Source organism: Streptomyces sp. H27-H5, from assembly GCF_026627505.1.
GTDB lineage: Bacteria > Actinomycetota > Actinomycetes > Streptomycetales > Streptomycetaceae > Streptomyces.
In genome coordinates this window covers 47243-62333 of record NZ_JAPNLK010000043.1, presented here as the reverse complement: position 1 = coordinate 62333, position 15091 = coordinate 47243, and the positions used below count along the sequence as shown (strand labels likewise).

At 71.9% G+C, this 15091-nt stretch carries 11 protein-coding genes; 4 read left to right on the top strand and 7 right to left on the bottom strand.

What is annotated here, in order from left to right:
* The first annotated feature begins 47 nt into the window (after positions 1 to 47).
* Positions 48 to 1307 carry a tyrosine-type recombinase/integrase gene (locus OTB19_RS21760; protein ID WP_267800026.1) on the top strand — a complete coding sequence of 420 codons (1260 nt, stop codon included), beginning with the start codon at positions 48 to 50 and terminating at the stop codon, positions 1305 to 1307.
* 619 nt (positions 1308 to 1926) lie between these two features.
* A complete protein-coding gene (locus OTB19_RS21755; protein WP_267800025.1) occupies positions 1927 to 3615 on the top strand; it encodes a penicillin-binding transpeptidase domain-containing protein in 1689 nt (562 codons plus the stop codon).
* Positions 3616 to 3712: 97 nt separating this feature from the next.
* On the opposite strand, the gene OTB19_RS21750 is transcribed toward OTB19_RS21755, so the two are convergent.
* From OTB19_RS21750 to OTB19_RS21735, 4 genes are read right to left on the bottom strand one after another with little or no spacing between them, the layout of a single operon-like run.
* Positions 3713 to 4957, bottom strand: a complete 1245-nt coding sequence (locus OTB19_RS21750; RefSeq protein WP_267800024.1) for a serine hydrolase domain-containing protein — start codon at positions 4955 to 4957, stop codon at positions 3713 to 3715.
* A 28-nt stretch (positions 4958 to 4985) separates the two neighbouring features.
* Positions 4986 to 5810: an energy-coupling factor ABC transporter ATP-binding protein gene (locus OTB19_RS21745; protein ID WP_267800023.1), complete on the bottom strand. Its 825-nt coding sequence runs from the start codon at positions 5808 to 5810 to the stop codon at positions 4986 to 4988.
* A gap of 37 nt (positions 5811 to 5847) precedes the next feature.
* A complete protein-coding gene (gene cbiQ / locus OTB19_RS21740) occupies positions 5848 to 6609 on the bottom strand; it encodes a cobalt ECF transporter T component CbiQ (RefSeq protein WP_267800022.1) in 762 nt (253 codons plus the stop codon).
* A 1-nt stretch (position 6610) separates the two neighbouring features.
* A complete protein-coding gene (locus OTB19_RS21735; protein ID WP_267800021.1) occupies positions 6611 to 7666 on the bottom strand; it encodes an energy-coupling factor ABC transporter permease in 1056 nt (351 codons plus the stop codon).
* Positions 7667 to 7903: 237 nt separating this feature from the next.
* Between OTB19_RS21735 and OTB19_RS21730 the strand changes: the two genes are divergently transcribed.
* Positions 7904 to 8317 carry an SsgA family sporulation/cell division regulator gene (locus tag OTB19_RS21730; RefSeq protein WP_267800020.1) on the top strand — a complete coding sequence of 138 codons (414 nt, stop codon included), beginning with the start codon at positions 7904 to 7906 and terminating at the stop codon, positions 8315 to 8317.
* Between the two features lie 112 nt (positions 8318 to 8429).
* Here OTB19_RS21730 and OTB19_RS21725 read toward each other — a convergent pair whose 3' ends face one another.
* Positions 8430 to 10628 carry an MMPL family transporter gene (locus OTB19_RS21725; protein WP_267800019.1) on the bottom strand — a complete coding sequence of 733 codons (2199 nt, stop codon included), beginning with the start codon at positions 10626 to 10628 and terminating at the stop codon, positions 8430 to 8432.
* A 107-nt stretch (positions 10629 to 10735) separates the two neighbouring features.
* Complete coding sequence (locus OTB19_RS21720; protein ID WP_267800018.1) at positions 10736 to 11326, bottom strand: TetR/AcrR family transcriptional regulator; 591 nt, start codon at positions 11324 to 11326, stop codon at positions 10736 to 10738.
* Positions 11327 to 11478: 152 nt separating this feature from the next.
* Between OTB19_RS21720 and OTB19_RS21715 the strand changes: the two genes are divergently transcribed.
* Complete coding sequence (locus OTB19_RS21715) at positions 11479 to 14766, top strand: S41 family peptidase (RefSeq protein ID WP_267800017.1); 3288 nt, start codon at positions 11479 to 11481, stop codon at positions 14764 to 14766.
* A 95-nt stretch (positions 14767 to 14861) separates the two neighbouring features.
* Here the strand turns inward: OTB19_RS21715 and OTB19_RS21710 are convergent, their stop codons facing one another.
* Entirely contained in the window at positions 14862 to 15035 is a 174-nt protein-coding gene (locus OTB19_RS21710) for a hypothetical protein (RefSeq protein ID WP_267800016.1), read from the bottom strand.
* Positions 15036 to 15091 lie beyond the last annotated feature (56 nt).

Genomic DNA, 15091 nt, shown 5'->3' with positions numbered 1-15091 from the left:
CCCAACCGGGCCCGCCCTCACTTCGTACGCCCGGAAAGGCACACCACGTGGCAGGCCACATCCAAGACCGCTGGTACAAAACCGAGCGCGGCGCCGCCGGTAAGCCCGTCCGGGGCAAGAGCAACCGGCACGGCATCGGCATGCGCTACCGCGCCCGGTACGTCGGCCCCGACGGCACCGAGAAGTCCAAATCCTTCCCCGACAAGCAGAAGCGGCTCGCCGAGCAGTGGCTCAACGAGACGGCCGCGGACATGGCGCGCGGTCAGTACGTCGACCCGCGCGCCGGCCGCATCACCTTCCAGCAGTTCGCCGAGAAGTGGGTGGCCACCCACACCACGGAGATCAACAGCCGCGAGGCCGCCGAGCGGCGACTGAGGCTGCACGCCTACCCGTACATCGGGACGCGTCCGGTCCCGTCGTTCCAGCCTGGCCACATCCGCACGTGGTTGGGCGAGCTGGAGAGCAGCGGCGCCGCGTCGTCGAGCCGCCGCATCATCTTCGGGACGGTCTCGGCCGCGTTCTCCGCCGCCGTTGATGATGGGCTGATCCCCAAGAACCCCTGCCGGGCTCGGTCCGTCCAGGTTCCCAAGCCCGCACAGCCGCGCGTGGCGCCGTGGACGCCCACTCAGGTGATCACGGTACGTGCCGCGCTGCCTGAGCACCTGCGCACCGCCGTGGACATCGCGAGTGGATGCGGCCTCAGGCAGGGCGAGGTGTTCGGGCTCGACGTGGAAGAGCTGGACTACGCCGGGGAGTGGGTCCGCGTGCAGCACCAGCTGAAGCGGATCCGCGGGAAGTATGTGTTCGCCCTCCCCAAGGGCGGGAAGACGCGTTCTGTCCCGCTCCCCCGCTCTGTCGCGGCTGCTCTGCGCGCCCATTCGAAGCTGTGCCCGCCGGTCAAGGTCACCCTGCCGTGGCGGACGCCGGACGGGCCGCCCGTGACGAAGTCGCTCATCTTCAGCGGGTCGACGGGCAGCTTCGTTCGGGTCAGCTACTTCAACGACTTCATGTGGAAGCCTGCCCTCGCCCTCGCCGGGATCATCCCGCCGGCGGACGAAGGCGAGCGCTACGCGTCCGCGCCTCAGCACGGGATGCACGCCCTGCGGCACTTCTACGCATCGGTCCTGCTGGACGCTGGGGAGAACATCCGGGCGCTGAGCCAGTACCTAGGCCATGCCGACCCTGGATTCACCCTGCGCACCTACACGCACCTGATGCCGAGCAGCGAAGGGCGGACCCGGAAGGCCGTGGACGGCCTCTTCGGGACCCCTCCGGACCATGATCACGGCCCCGAGACGGCCCAGTAGACCAAAGAGGGCCCCGACTGGCGGAGAACTGGCTGGTCGGGGCTCCAAGCGCTTCGAAGGATGGAACTCCATCTACTTCTGGCCCATCTACACGGGCCAGTCCCTCCCGATGGACTCCTGGCGCGGCCGCATGTGGCTGGACACCTGGGTCTAGCGCCGCCGAAGCACCCGAAGGGCCCGACACCTGACGGTGCCGGGCCCGTGGTGCTTCCCTCCCCGCGCGTGCGGGGAGCAGGGTTGCTGAGCTGGGGCGGTATCCGGCTCGGCCGGCACTTTGCAGTAGTTTCGCCGGTTCCGGCGTATCGGGCGAAGGCCACGGAACCCCCGGACCGGCATCTGGCGCGGCTCGGCCCCGTCGCATGACGCGGCGCACCGGGTGAGCGGACCGATGGCCCGCCCCGTACCGGCGTCGCCGAGGCGCCCGGAGTCGCGCCCGGAATCACCCCCGGAGTCGCGCCCGCCGCCAACGCCCCACCCCCGTCGCCGCGTTCGGGGTGTGACCGGCGGCACGTTCCGGTCCGGTAACAACACGCACCACACCCGCTCGCTCAGCGTAATGTCCATGCCAGAGGTTCTTGAACATGTTCAGAGGACCGTGGTTCCTGGGGAGGGGACGCAAGTGAACGGGGCGGCGAAGGGTGCCATCATCGGCGGGGTTTTCCTCGCGATGGTCGGCGGAGCCGGATACGGCATGTATTCACTGGTCGGCGACACCGGCGGGGGCAAGGACGACACGGCCGACAGCAAGACGGCCAGCGCGACGAGGGGCGAGGGGCCGGTCACCGAGAAGGAGACCGCGGAGGCCGCGAAGGGCTTCCTGACGGCGTGGGCGGCCGGGGACGAGCGCACGGCGGCCGACTGGACGAACAACGCGTCCGAGGCACTGTCGGCGGTCGCCGACTTCAAGACCAGGGCCTACGTGTCCAAGGCGGTGATCACCCCCGGCACCCCGAGCGGCACGACCGTGCCCTTCAAGGTCGAGGCCGAGGTCACCTACGAGGGCACGACCAAGCCCCTCGCGTACGAGTCCCGGCTCACCGTGGTCCGCGGCCTCAGCACCGGCAAGGCCCTGGTCGACTGGCAGGCCTCGGTGATCCATCCGGACCTCAAGCGCGGCGAGCGCCTCCGCGCGGGCACGCCGGCCAGTCCCCCGGTCAAGCTGGTGGACCGCAACGACCAGGAACTGACTCCGGAGAAGTACCCGTCGCTGCGGCCGGTCCTGGCCCAACTGCGCGAGGTCTACGGCGGCAAGGCCGGCGGCAAGGCGGGCGCGGAGCTGTGGATCGAACCGGCCACCGCCGGCGCCACCACCCAGGACGGCGCCACCACCCAGGACGGCGGCGCCGGGCAGGACGGCGGCGGCAGACGCACGCTGTTGACCCTGGTGGCGGGCGAGCCGAGCACTCTCAAGACGTACCTGGACGCGAAGGTGCAGGCCGCGGCGGAGCAGGCGGTGGCCAAGTACCCGGAGTCCTCGGTGGTGGCCGTCAAGCCGAGCAACGGCCACATCCTGGCGATCGCCAACAACCGCAAGGACGGCTACGACGCGGCGATGACGGGCACGCGCGCACCCGGCTCGACGATGAAGATCGTGACGGCGGCGATGCTGCTCGACCGCGGCAAGGTGGCCGCCGACCAGCCCGCCCCGTGCGACAAGACGGTGTCCTGGGGCGGCCGTTCCTTCCACAACCTGAGCAACTTCCAACTGCCGGCGGGCACGAACTTCTCGACGAGCTTCGCCAAGTCCTGCAACACCGCCTTCATCAAGCAGATCGACGAGGTCGACGAGGACGCCGCGCTGTCGAAGGAGGCCACGGAGGTCTTCGGCATCGGCCTGGACTGGAAGACGGGCATCAAGTCCTTCGACGGCAAGGTCCCGGTGACGACCGGCGCGGAGTCGGCGGCCGAGTACATCGGACAGGGCCAGATCACCATGAACCCGCTGAACATCGCGTCCATCACGGCGACGGCGCGCAGCGGCAGGTTCCACCAGCCCCTGCTGGTCTCGCCCGAGTTGGACGGCCGGCCGACCGCGACGGCGGCGCGCACGATGAAGTCGTCGGTGCGCGGCCAACTGGTGTCCATGATGCGGCTGACGGCGACCAGCGGTACCGGCGCCAAGGCGATGGCGTCGGTCGGCGGCGACAAGGGCGCGAAGACCGGCTCGGCGGAGGTGGACGGCGCGGCGAGCCCGGACAGTTGGTTCACGGGCTTCAGCGACGACGTGGCCGCGGCGGCGATGGTCGAGGGCGGCGGCCACGGCGGCGACGCGGCGGGCCCGATCGTGGCGGCGGTCCTGCGTTCCTGACCGACGTACGGGGCGCGCGTGCAACTCCCGGCGTACGGGCGCCCGTACGCCCCCCGCCATCCACCCGGAGCCCCGCGCCCCGACGCGGCGCCCCCGCTCAGAGCGACGCGCGTACCGCCCGGACCAGGGCCTGCGCGCGGGGGTCCGCGGTGACGGACTTGGCCAAGGAGTTGGTGACGTACCCGAAGCCGATCCCCGCCTCCGCGTCGGCGAAGGCGAGCGAGCCGCCCCGTCCCGGGTGTCCGAAGGAGGCCGGGGACAGCAGCGGGGAGGCCGGACCGTGGAGCATGTGGCCGGGGCCGAAGCGGGTGTTGACGACGAGCACCCGGTCCGGGCCCGAGGACAGCTCCTTGGACGCCAGGGCCGCGGTCTCGGGGGTGAACAGTCGGGTTCCGTCCTCGGTGTCGTCCAGCAGCGCCGCGTAGAACCCGGCCAGGGCCCGGGCGGTGCCGATGCCGGCCGAGGCGGGCAGTTCGGCGGCCCGGTAGGCGGGGTCGTTCTCGTCGGGCAGGGGGTCGATGGCCGCGAAGGCGCGCCGGGTCAGCGAGTGCGGGTCGGCGTAGGCCTCCGAAACGTTTCTGCGCGGCCGGGTGCGCAGCGCCCCCGCCGACGCCGGCGGCTCCACCGGTCCGACCCTGCCGACCCGCCCCGCCTCGGCGTCGGGCAGCCCGATCCAGAAGTCCAGGCCCAGCGGGCCCGTGACCTCCCGGGCCAGCCACCGGCCCAGCGACATGCCGGTCACCCGGAGCACCAGTTCCGAGAGCAGCCAGCCGTACGTCTGCGCGTGGTAGCCGTGGTCCGTGCCGGGCTGCCAGAAGGCGGTCTGTTCGGCGACGGCCCGCGGCCCGCTCTCGCCGTCCGCCGCCAGAGCCGGCGTCAACGGCCGGTCCAGCGCGGGGACGCCCGCGCGGTGTGCCAGCAGGTCGCGGACCCGTACCCGCTCCTTGCCGCCCGCCTTGAACTCCGGCCAGTGGGCGCCGACCGGCGCGTCCAGGTCCAGCAGCCCCCGCTGGTGCAACAGCAGCGGGACGGCCGCGGCCACGCCCTTGGTGGCCGAGCGCACGACCTGCGCCGTGTCCGCGGTCCAGGGCGCTGCGCCGCCCTCGGTCCCGGCGCCGTCCGAGCCGACGCTCCCGCCGACCGAGGCCTCGGTCCCGGCGCCGTCCGAGCCCCGGGGGTGGCCGCCGTCCACGTCCTTCGTGCCGGCCCACAGGTCCACGACCTTGCGGCCGTCGCGGTACACGGCCACGGCCGCGCCCCGGTCCCCGAGCACCTCGAAGTTGCGTACGAACGCGTCCCGGACGGCCTCGAAGCCCTCCGTCACCTCACCCTGGATCTCCACGACGGTTCCAACAACCGGCCGGGGGCTCTTATGCCGCCGGGGCCGGGGTCCCGGTGCCCGGCGCGGCGGTCGTCGGCGCGGGCGGTGTCACCGAGCGCGGGTCGAAGCCGAAGGGGAGTTCCAGCCGGTGGGCGCCCATCAGCTCCTCGTCGCACAGCAGGTCCTGCGTCCGCCCGTCGGCGGTGATGACCCCGTCGCTGAGGATCACCGCGCGCGGGCACAGTTCCAGCGCGTACGGCAGGTCGTGCGTGACCATGAGCACCGTCACGTCCAGCGAGCGCAGGATGTCGGCCAGCTCGCGCCGCGAGGCGGGGTCGAGGTTGGAGGAGGGCTCGTCGAGGACCAGGATCTCGGGCCGCATCGCGAGCACGGTCGCCACCGCCACCCGGCGGCGTTGGCCGAAGGACAGGTGGTGCGGCGGCCGGTCCGCGAAGGCGGCCATGCCGACCTGCTCCAGCGCCTCCCGGACCCGCTGCTCCAGCTCCGCGCCCCGCATGCCGGCGGCCGCCGGGCCGAAGGCCACGTCCTCGCGGACGGTGGGCATGAACAGCTGGTCGTCGGGGTCCTGGAAGACGATGCCGACCCGGCGGCGGATCTCGGCGAAGTTCCGCTTCTCCACCGGCAGACCGGCCACCGTCACGGTGCCGACCCCGCCGCCGAGGATGCCGTTGAGGTGCAGGACGAGCGTGGTCTTGCCCGCGCCGTTGGGGCCGAGCAGGGCGACGCGTTCCCCCGGCCCGACGGTCAGGTTCACGCCGAAGAGGGCCTGGTGTCCGTCCGGGTAGGCGTAGGCGAGGCCGGAGACGTCCAGCGAGGGCGGTGTGGGGGTCGAGGGGGCGTTCACGGCGTCCATCCCATCACGTTCACGGTGTCCATCCCGCCCGGCACGTTCACAGCGTCCACCCCATCAGACAGACGGCGAGCGCCGCCAGCGGGAGCACGGCCGCGTACGCCCACTGGGCGCGCGTGGCCGCGACGTCGTCGATCACCGGCATGGAGCCGGAGTAGCCGCGGCTGACCATCGCGAGGTAGACCCGCTCGCCGCGTTCGTAGGACCGGATGAAGAGCGCGCCGGCCGTCTTGGCCAGCACCCCCCAGTGCCGGATCCCGCGCGCCTCGAACCCGCGCGAGCGGCGGGCGATCGACATCCGGCGGAGTTCGCCGCCGATCACGTCGCCGTACCGGATCATGAAGGAGGCGATCTGGACCAGCAGCGGCGGCAGTTTCAGCCGCTGGAGGCCGAGGAGGAGCGCCCGCAGTTCGGTCGTCGAGGCGAGCAGGACGGAGGCGGCCACGCCGAGGGTGCCCTTGGCGAGCACGTTCCAGGCGCCCCACAGGCCGGAGACGCTCAGCGACATGCCGAGCACCTCGACCCGCTCGCCCTCCGCCACGAAGGGCATGAGCACGGCGAAGGCGACGAACGGCACCTCGATCAGCAGCCGGCGCAGCACGAAGGCGGCCGGGATCCGGGCGACGGCCGTGACCGCCGCGAGCAGGAGGGCGTACAGGCCGAAGGCCCACATCGCCTCCCGCGGTGTGGACACGACCACCAGCACGAACGCGAAGGTCGCGGCGAGCTTGCAGTGCGGCGGCAGGGCGTGGATCGGCGAGTGCCCGTGCCGGTAGAGCTTGTGGGTGTGGCCGGCCCCCATGTCAGGCGGTGGGCACGGAGGTGGAGGTGGCGGTCAGGTCCTCGGCGCGGCGGCGGCGGACGACCCAGAAGATGCCGGTGCCGACGACGACGGTCACGCCGACGCCGATGATCCCGGCGAGGCCGCCGGACAGCCGGGCGTCGCCGACGCCCTTGACGCTGTAGTCGGCGACGGGGGAGTTCGCGGAGGCGTGTTCCTCGACGTGGGCGTCGATGCCCTTGTCGGCGGCGACCTTCTCCAGCCCGTCGGGGCTGGCGGAGGCGTAGTAGGAGACGACACCGGCCAGCACGAGGGCGGTGACCAGGCCGGTGATCCACACGGGCTTGGTGGAGCGGGCGGCGGCGACGGGCACGGGGGCGGCGGTGGGGGCGTCGACGAGTTCGCCGTCGACGCGCAGCTTCAGCGGCGTGGCCAGTCCGCGCGCGCCGTGGACGAGGTCGGGCCGGACGGCCAGGACGGCGCCCACGGTCGCGGCCGTGATGACGGCCTCGCCGATGCCGATGAGGACGTGGACTCCGACCATGGCGGTGAACACCTTGGCCACCGGGATGTCGGTCGTCCCTCCGACGGCGTAGATCGCGGTGAAGGCGGCGGCCGCGCCGGGCACCGAGAGCAGGGCCCCGGCGAAGGCGGCGGTGGTGATCGAGGCCCGGCCGGTCGGCAGCACCTTGACCAGGCCACGGAAGATCGCGTAGGCGATGACCACGGTGACGACGCCCATGACGGTGATGTTGACGCCGAGGGCCGTCAGTCCGCCGTCGGCGAAGAGGATGCCCTGCATGAGCAGGACCACGGACACGCAGAGGACGCCCGTGTAGGGGCCGACGAGGATCGCGGCGAGGGCCCCTCCCAGCAGGTGGCCGCTGGTGCCGGCGGCGACCGGGAAGTTGAGCATCTGCACGGCGAAGATGAAGGCGGCGACCAGGCCGGCGAGCGGGGCGGTGCGCTCGTCGAGCTCGCGGCGGGCACCGCGGAGGCTGACCGCCACCGCACCCGCGGCGGCGACGCCCGCGGCTATGGAGACGGGGGCGTCGATGAAGCCGTCGGGGACATGCATGTGTCTGCTCCGCTTCCTGCGGTAAGGCTCACGGCGGTAAGGCTCGTGGCAGTGGGGCGCGTGGGGGTTCGGGCCGGTGTTGCGCTGACAAAATCTTTAACCGTTCAAGAATAGTGCCCACTTGCAAACCGTTGGCAAGAGCGTGCGCGCCCCAAATAGCGGCGCGCGGATTCGTGGGAATGTGCGAGGCTGGGGACAATACAGACGCATATGTTCCGATTTGTAGGAGCGGTGTCGATGTCAGCGACCGCCGATGACCCCCACATGACCGAGGTGACCACCGCCGTGGAGGAGCGCGTACGCGCCCGTGTGATCACGGACGATCCGCTCTACCGGGCGATTCCGGTCCTCCTGCGGTTCACCTCCGCCGAGCCGCTGGCCGTACGGATCGTCTTCCCGGCCGACCTGTCCCCCGAGGGCACGGACAACGAGTGGGTCTTCCCCCGCGCCCTCCTGGAGGCGGGCCTGACCGCCCCCACCGGGACCGGTGACGTGCGGGTCTGGCCGTGCGGCCGGGTACAGGCCGTCGTCGAGTTCCACTCCCCCGAGGGCGTCGCCGTGGTGCAGTTCGACCTCTCGGCGCTGCGCCGCTTCCTGCGCCGTACGTACGCCCCCGCCGCGGCGCCCGCCGTCGAGCCGGCCACCCGTTAGGCCCAATGCCACCGCACCCGCCCGACCGGCGGGCGCGAACGAGGCCGGCCCCGCACCCGGTGCTTCGGGTGCGGGGCCGGCCTCTGCTGCGATGACGGTCAGGCGCCGACGGTCAGGCGTTGACCAGTTCGCGGTCCTTGTCCGGGCCCTCGGAGGAGTCGCCGAGGTGCTTGCGCAGGCTCTCGCCCTCCACGTCCACGTTCGGCAGGAGCCGGTCGAGCCACTTCGGCAGCCACCAGGCCTTGTGGCCGAGCAGCGCCAGTACCGCCGGGACGATGGCCATGCGGACCACGAAGGCGTCGAAGAAGACGGCGACGGCCAGACCGAAGCCGATCATCTTGACCATCTGTTCGCTGGCTCCGATGAAGCCCGCGAACACGGCGATCATGATGACGGCGGCGGCCACGACCACGCGCGCGCTGTACTGGAAGCCGGTCACGACGGCCTGGCCCGGGCGCTCGCCGTGGACGTACGCCTCCCGCATGCGGGTGACCAGGAAGACCTCGTAGTCCATGGCCAGGCCGAAGACCACGCCCACCATGAAGATCGGCATCATCGACATGATCGGACCGGTCTGCTCCACCCCGAAGAGCGAGCCGAGCCAGCCCCACTGGAAGACCGCGACGACCGCGCCGAGGGCCGCGACGACCGACAGCAGGAAGCCGAGGGCCGCCTTGAGCGGGACCAGGATCGAGCGGAACACCAGCATCAGGAGCAGGAAGGCGAGACCGACCACGAGCGCCAGGTAGGGCAGCAGCGCGTCGTTCATCTTCTGCGAGAAGTCGATGTTCATCGCGGTGGCGCCGGTGACGAGGACGTCGTCCCCGCTGCCGTCGCGGATCTCGTGGACCAGGTTCTCGGTCTCGACCGAGGAGGGCCGGTCCTTCGGGATCACGTTGATGATCGCCGCGTCGCCGTCCTTGTTCAGCATCGGCGGGGTGACCGCCACGACGCCTTCCAGACCCTTGATCCGGTCGGCCGTGGAGTCGGCGAGCGCCTTGTCGCCGTCGACGACGATCATCAGCGGGCCGTTGAAGCCGGGGCCGAAGCCGTCGGACAGCAGGTCGTAGGCCTTGCGCTGGGTGGTGGAGACCGGCTGGGCGCCGTCGTCCGGCAGGCCCATCTCCAGCTTGCTCGCCGGGATGGCGACCACGCCGAGGCCGATCACACCGACCAGCAGCACCATGATCGGGCGGCGCAGGACGAAGCGGGCCCAGCGGGTGCCGCCGTTGGCCTTGGGCTCGGCGCCCTCGGCCTTCGGCCTGCCCTTGCCGAACAGCTTGCTCTTGGCGCCGGCCGGCAGGACCTTCTTGCCGGCGAAGCCCAGGATGGCCGGGACCAGGGTCAGGGCCACGAGGACCGCGATGACCACCGTGCCGGCGGCCGCGACGCCCATCTTGGTCAGCATCGGGATGTTGACGACGGCCAGGCCCACCAGGGCGATGACCACGGTCAGACCGGCGAAGACGACGGCGGAGCCGGCGGTTCCGGCGGCCCGGCCGGCGGCCTCGTCGCGCTCCCGGCCCTCGGCGAGCTCCGCGCGGTAGCGGGAGACGATGAAGAGGGCGTAGTCGATGCCGACGGCGAGGCCGATCATCATCGCGAGGGTGGAGGTGGTGGAGCCGAGGTCCAGCACGTTGGCGAGCGCCGTGATGCTGGAAACACCGATGCCCACGCCGATCAGCGCGGTCAGCAGCGGCAGTCCGGCCGCGATCAGCGAGCCGAAGGTGATGACCAGGACGATCGCCGCGATGGCGATGCCGATGATCTCGCCGGAGCCCGTCTCGGGCGCGGCCATCAGCGCGTCGCCGCCGATCTCGACGGTGAGCCCGGCGTCCTGGGCGGCCTTGCCGGACACCTTCAGGGCGTCGCGGGCGTCGTCCTTCAGCTCCATGCCGCTGACGTCGTACTTGACGCTGACGTAGGCGGTGGAACCGTCCTGGCTGACGGCCTTCACCTGGTAGGGGTCGTCGATCTTGGCGATCTGCTCGGCGCCGGGGCCGTTCTGCAGACCGGAGATGATCTTCTCGACCTCGGTCTTGGTGCCGGGGTCGGTGACCTTGGCGCCGGCCGGGGCCTTGACGACGATACGGGCGGTGGCGCCGTCGGCGGCCATGCCCGGGAAGCGCTGCTCCAGCAGGTCGAAGGCCTTCTGGGCCTCCGTGCCGGGTATCGAGAAGGAGCCTGAGGTGGGCGCGGACGCCGAGGCCGCGCCGAAGCCGGCGACGAACAGCAGCGCCACCCACACGAGGGCGACGAGGCGCCGGCGCCGGAAGGCGCCCTTGCCGAGGCGGTAGAGGAAGGTGGCCACGTCGGTGGTTCTCCCGTTCGGGTCGTGGGATGGGACAGGGCGTGGTGAGCCGGCCCGACGACGAGAGCGGCGTGTCAGGAGCAGCGGAAAGGGTCGTGCGTGGGGACTCAGACGCCGAGGGCGGGGAAGACCACGGCATCCAGGAACTGGCCGAGGAACGTCCGGTCCACCGACCGGTCCTCGATCAGCGGGAGCGCGATGAACGCCCCGATGAGCATGTGCGGTACGAAGTCGAGCGCCGGACAGTCCGGGGCGATCTCGCCCCGGTCCACCGCGCGCTGCAACATCATCTGCAGCCCGTTGATCTCGGGATCGACGAGCAGGTCGCGCAGTGCCTGGTGGAGTTCCGGGCTCTCGTGGACGGCATGGGCCAGACCCCGCATCAGCGCGGTGTCCTTGGCCATCTGCGCGTCGTCGGAGTGTTCGACCATCAGGGCGAAGTCCCCGCGCACGCTGCCCGTGTCGATCTCCCGGAGGGAGACCGGCTGGGTGCAGCGCAGGGCCTTGGCCACCAGTTCGGGCTTGCTCCCCCACTGGCGGTAGAGCGTGGCCTTGCTGGACTTGGTGCGGGCGGCGACCGCGTCCATGGTCAGCGCCTCGTACCCGACCTCGCGCAGGAGGTCGAGGACCGCCCCGTGGAGTTCGGCTTCCCGCTCGGGGGTGATCCGGCTGCGCCGCGACGCGACCTCTTCGGGCATACCCGGTCCTCCCATCCGAACGAAACGGTTTCGTACTCATGCGAGAGTACCTCCCCGCCGAACGAAACGAAACCGTTCCGTTTCGCTTCGAGGAGTGTCATGGATCACCTGTACGAGTTGCCAGGGCTCCTCCGCGCGGAAAGCATTGGGGGGTGAGTCACGACGTCGCGTACCTCCGGTTCCCGCACCTGCACGACGACCTGCTGTGTTTCGCCACCGAGGACGACCTCTGGGTGGCGCCCCTGGCTCCGCCCGACGGCCCGGCCGGCCGGGCCTGGCGGATCACCGTCGACCGCACCCGCGTCGGCCACCCGCAGTTCTCCCCCGACGGCCGGCACATCGCCTTCACCACCTGGCGCAGCCTCGACCCCGAGATCCACCTCGCGCCCGTGGACGGCGGCCCGGCCCGCCGGCTCAGCCACTGGGGCTCCACCGACACCCGCGTCTGCGGCTGGACCCCGCCCGACAAGGACGGCCGCAGCGACATCCTGGCCGTCTCCTCGCACGCCCAGCCCTTCTCGTACTACTCCTGGGCCTACAGCCTGCCCACCGACGGCAGCCCCGGCGGCAAGCTGCCCTGGGGCCCGGTGTCCGACATCGCCGTGCGCGAGGAACCGAACGGCGAGCGCCGGACCCTGCTGCTCACCGGCAAGCCCCCGCACGAGCCCGCCGCCTGGAAGCGGTACCGCGGCGGCGCCACCGGCCGGCTCTGGCTGCACGGCCGGCGGCTGCTGGAGGACGTCGAGGGCCACCTCGACTCGCCGATGTTCGTCGCGGGCCGGATCGCCTTCCTCTCCGACCACGAGGGCATCGGCAACCTCTACTCCTGCCTCCCCGACGGCACCGACCTGCGGCGCCACACCGACCACGCCGAGTTCTACGCCCGGCACGCCTCCAGCGACGGCACCCGGGTCGTCTACCAGTGCGCGGGCGACCTCTGGCTCGTGGACTCCCTCGCCCCGGACGCCGTCCCGCGCAAGCTGGAGGTCCGCCTCGGCGGCCCCCGCGCCGGCCGGCGCAGCTATCAGATCCCGGCCGCCCACCACGTCGACTCGCTCTCCGTCGACGCGACCGGCAGGGCCAGCGCCGTCGTCGTGCGCGGCAGCCTGTACTGGCTCACCCACCGCGACGGCCCGGCCCGCACCATCGCCGACACCCCGGGCGTACGGGTCCGGCTGCCCGAGATGCTCGGCAGCGGCGGGCAGGTGGCGTACGTGACCGACGCGGAGGGCGAGGACGCGATCGAGATCGCCTACCTGCCCCGCGCCTCCGGTGACCGCGAGCCCCGCCGGCTGGCCTCGGGCCGGCTGGGCCGCGTACTGGAGCTGCTCTCCGACCCGGACGGGGAACGGCTCGCCGTCGCCTCCAACGACGGCCGGCTGCTGCTGATCGACGCCACCGAGGAGTCCGACGGGGAGGTCACCGAGCTCATCCGCTCCATCAACGGGCCCGTCACCGACATCGCGTTCTCCCCCGACGGCTGTTGGCTGACCTGGTCGCACCCGGGCATCGGACGCTCGCTGCGCCAGATCAAGATGGCCCGCATCGCCGGCCCCGGCACCCGCACGGTCGTGGACGTCACCAACGGCCGCTTCGACGACGAGAACCCGGTGTTCACCCGGGACGGCCGGTTCCTCGCCTTCCTGTCCTGGCGCGGCTTCGACCCGGTCTACGACGTCCACACCGGCGACCTGTCCTTCCCGCTGGGCTGCCGCCCGTACCTGGTGCCGCTGTCCTCCGCGACCCCCTCGCCGTTCGCCTTCTCCCCCGACGGCCGCCCCGCGGCAGGCGGACTCGACCCGGTGGAGGGCGAGTCCGGCGACGGGGACGGCTCGGTGACCGTGGAGGTGGAGGGACTGGAGAGCCGGGTCACGCCCTTCCCCGTCACCGCGTCGAAGTACTCGGCCCTGTACCCGGTCAACGGCGGCGGCCTGGTGTGGCTGCGCTGGCCGATCTCGGGGGCGCTCGGCGAGACCTTCGCCAACCCCTCCGACACCAGCGGCAAGCCGACGCTGGAGCACTACGACATCTCCAAGGCCCGCAAGAGCGAACTCGCCTCCGGACTGGACTGGTTCGCGGTCAGCGGCGACGGCACCCGACTGGTGATCAACGACGACGGCGACCTGCGGGCCGTCCCCTCGACCGAGTCGGGCGACGGCGACTCCACCGTCTACCTGGACCTGCGGCGCATCCTGCACGAGGTGGACCCGGCGGCCGAGTGGCGTCAGGCGTACGAGGAGGCCGGCCGGCTGATCCGCGCCTACTTCTGGGAGCCCGACATGTGCGGCATCGACTGGGACGGGGTGCTGCGCCAGTACCGCTCCCTGGTCGAACGGGTCGCCTCCCCCGACGAGTTCGCCGACCTGCTGCGCGAGGTCCTCGGCGAACTGGGCACCTCCCACGCGTACGTGTCCCCCGCCCGCCGCAACGAGGGCCCGCCCCACTACCAGCGGGCCATCGGCCTGCTCGGCGCCAACCTGGTGTGCCGGGACGGCGCGTGGATGATCAAACGGATCCTGCCCGGCGAGTCCTCGGACTCCAAGGCCCGTTCCCCCCTGGCCGGCACCGGCATCCGCGAGGGCGCCGTGCTCACGCACGTCGACGGCCGTCGGGTGGACCCGGTGGCCGGCCCGCACCCGCTGCTGGACGCGGCGGGCGGCACCACCGTCGAGTTGACCTTCGCGCAGGACGGCGAGGGCCGGGCCCGCCGCGTCGCGGTCGTCCCCTTGATCGACGAACGGCCGCTGCGCTACCAGGACTGGGTCTCCAAACGCCGGTCGGTGGTCCGCGAGATCAGCGGCGGCCGGTGCGGCTACCTCCACATCCCCGACATGGGCGGCTCGGGCTGGGCGCAGTTCAACCGGGACCTGCGGATGGAGATGTCCCGGCCCGCGCTGATCGTGGACGTGCGCGGCAACGCCGGCGGCCACATCAGCGAGTTGGTCGTGGAGAAGCTGACCCGCTCGATCCTCGGCTGGGACCTGACGCGCAACGCCCAGCCGGTGTCGTACGCCTCCAACGCGCCCCGGGGCCCGATCGTGGCCCTGGCCGACGAGGCGACCTCCTCCGACGGGGACATGATCACCGCGGCGTTCAAACTGTTGGGGCTCGGCCCCGTGGTCGGCCAGCGCACCTGGGGCGGGGTGGTCGGCATGACCGGCCGGCACGTCCTGGGCGACGGCACGGTGATCACGGTGCCGATGAACGCGGCCTGGTTCCCCGAGTACGGCTGGTCGGTGGAGAACAACGGCGTCGAGCCCGACCTCGCGATCCTGCGCACGCCCCTCGACTGGGCGGAGGGCCGGCACGCGGTGCTCGACGACGCCGTGCACCTGGCGTTGGAACTGCTGGAGCAGGACCCGGCGGCGGTGCCCCCGGGCTACGCGGACGTCCCGGATCTGCGACGCCCGAAGTTGCCGCCGCGCCAAGCCGGTTCGTAGCGGCAGCACGGGAACGTCGAAGGGGCGGGACCGCGGTCGCGGTCCCGCCCCTCGTCACACGGTTCTCGTCCCACCGGTCCCGACCGCCCCTCGACCTACTCCTCGAAGGGCCGGTCGAACGTGTCACGGGGTCTGGCGGCCCGGTCCCGTACCGCCGCCGGCATCGGGTCCCCCGGCGCGTCCTTCGCCTCGTCCCTCGCTTCCCGGGCCTTCGCGGCCCTGCGTTCGAGTTCTCTCGCCTTGTCCTGGAACTGCTGCCTGATAGACATGCGACCAGACTTCCATGCGGTCATTAAGTGTGCATTTCGGGCACTTAACGGTCGAG

What these genes read in the sequence shown, in the direction of transcription:
- OTB19_RS21730 (WP_267800020.1), top strand. Translation starts at nt 7,904, where the DNA reads ATGTCAGCGACCGCCGATGACCCCCACATGACCGAGGTGACCACCGCC.
- OTB19_RS21735 (WP_267800021.1), bottom strand. Translation starts at nt 7,666, where the DNA reads ATGCATGTCCCCGACGGCTTCATCGACGCCCCCGTCTCCATAGCCGCG.
- cbiQ (WP_267800022.1), bottom strand. Translation starts at nt 6,609, where the DNA reads ATGGGGGCCGGCCACACCCACAAGCTCTACCGGCACGGGCACTCGCCG.
- OTB19_RS21745 (WP_267800023.1), bottom strand. Translation starts at nt 5,810, where the DNA reads ATGGACGCCGTGAACGCCCCCTCGACCCCCACACCGCCCTCGCTGGAC.
- OTB19_RS21710 (WP_267800016.1), bottom strand. Translation starts at nt 15,035, where the DNA reads ATGTCTATCAGGCAGCAGTTCCAGGACAAGGCGAGAGAACTCGAACGC.
- OTB19_RS21720 (WP_267800018.1), bottom strand. Translation starts at nt 11,326, where the DNA reads ATGCCCGAAGAGGTCGCGTCGCGGCGCAGCCGGATCACCCCCGAGCGG.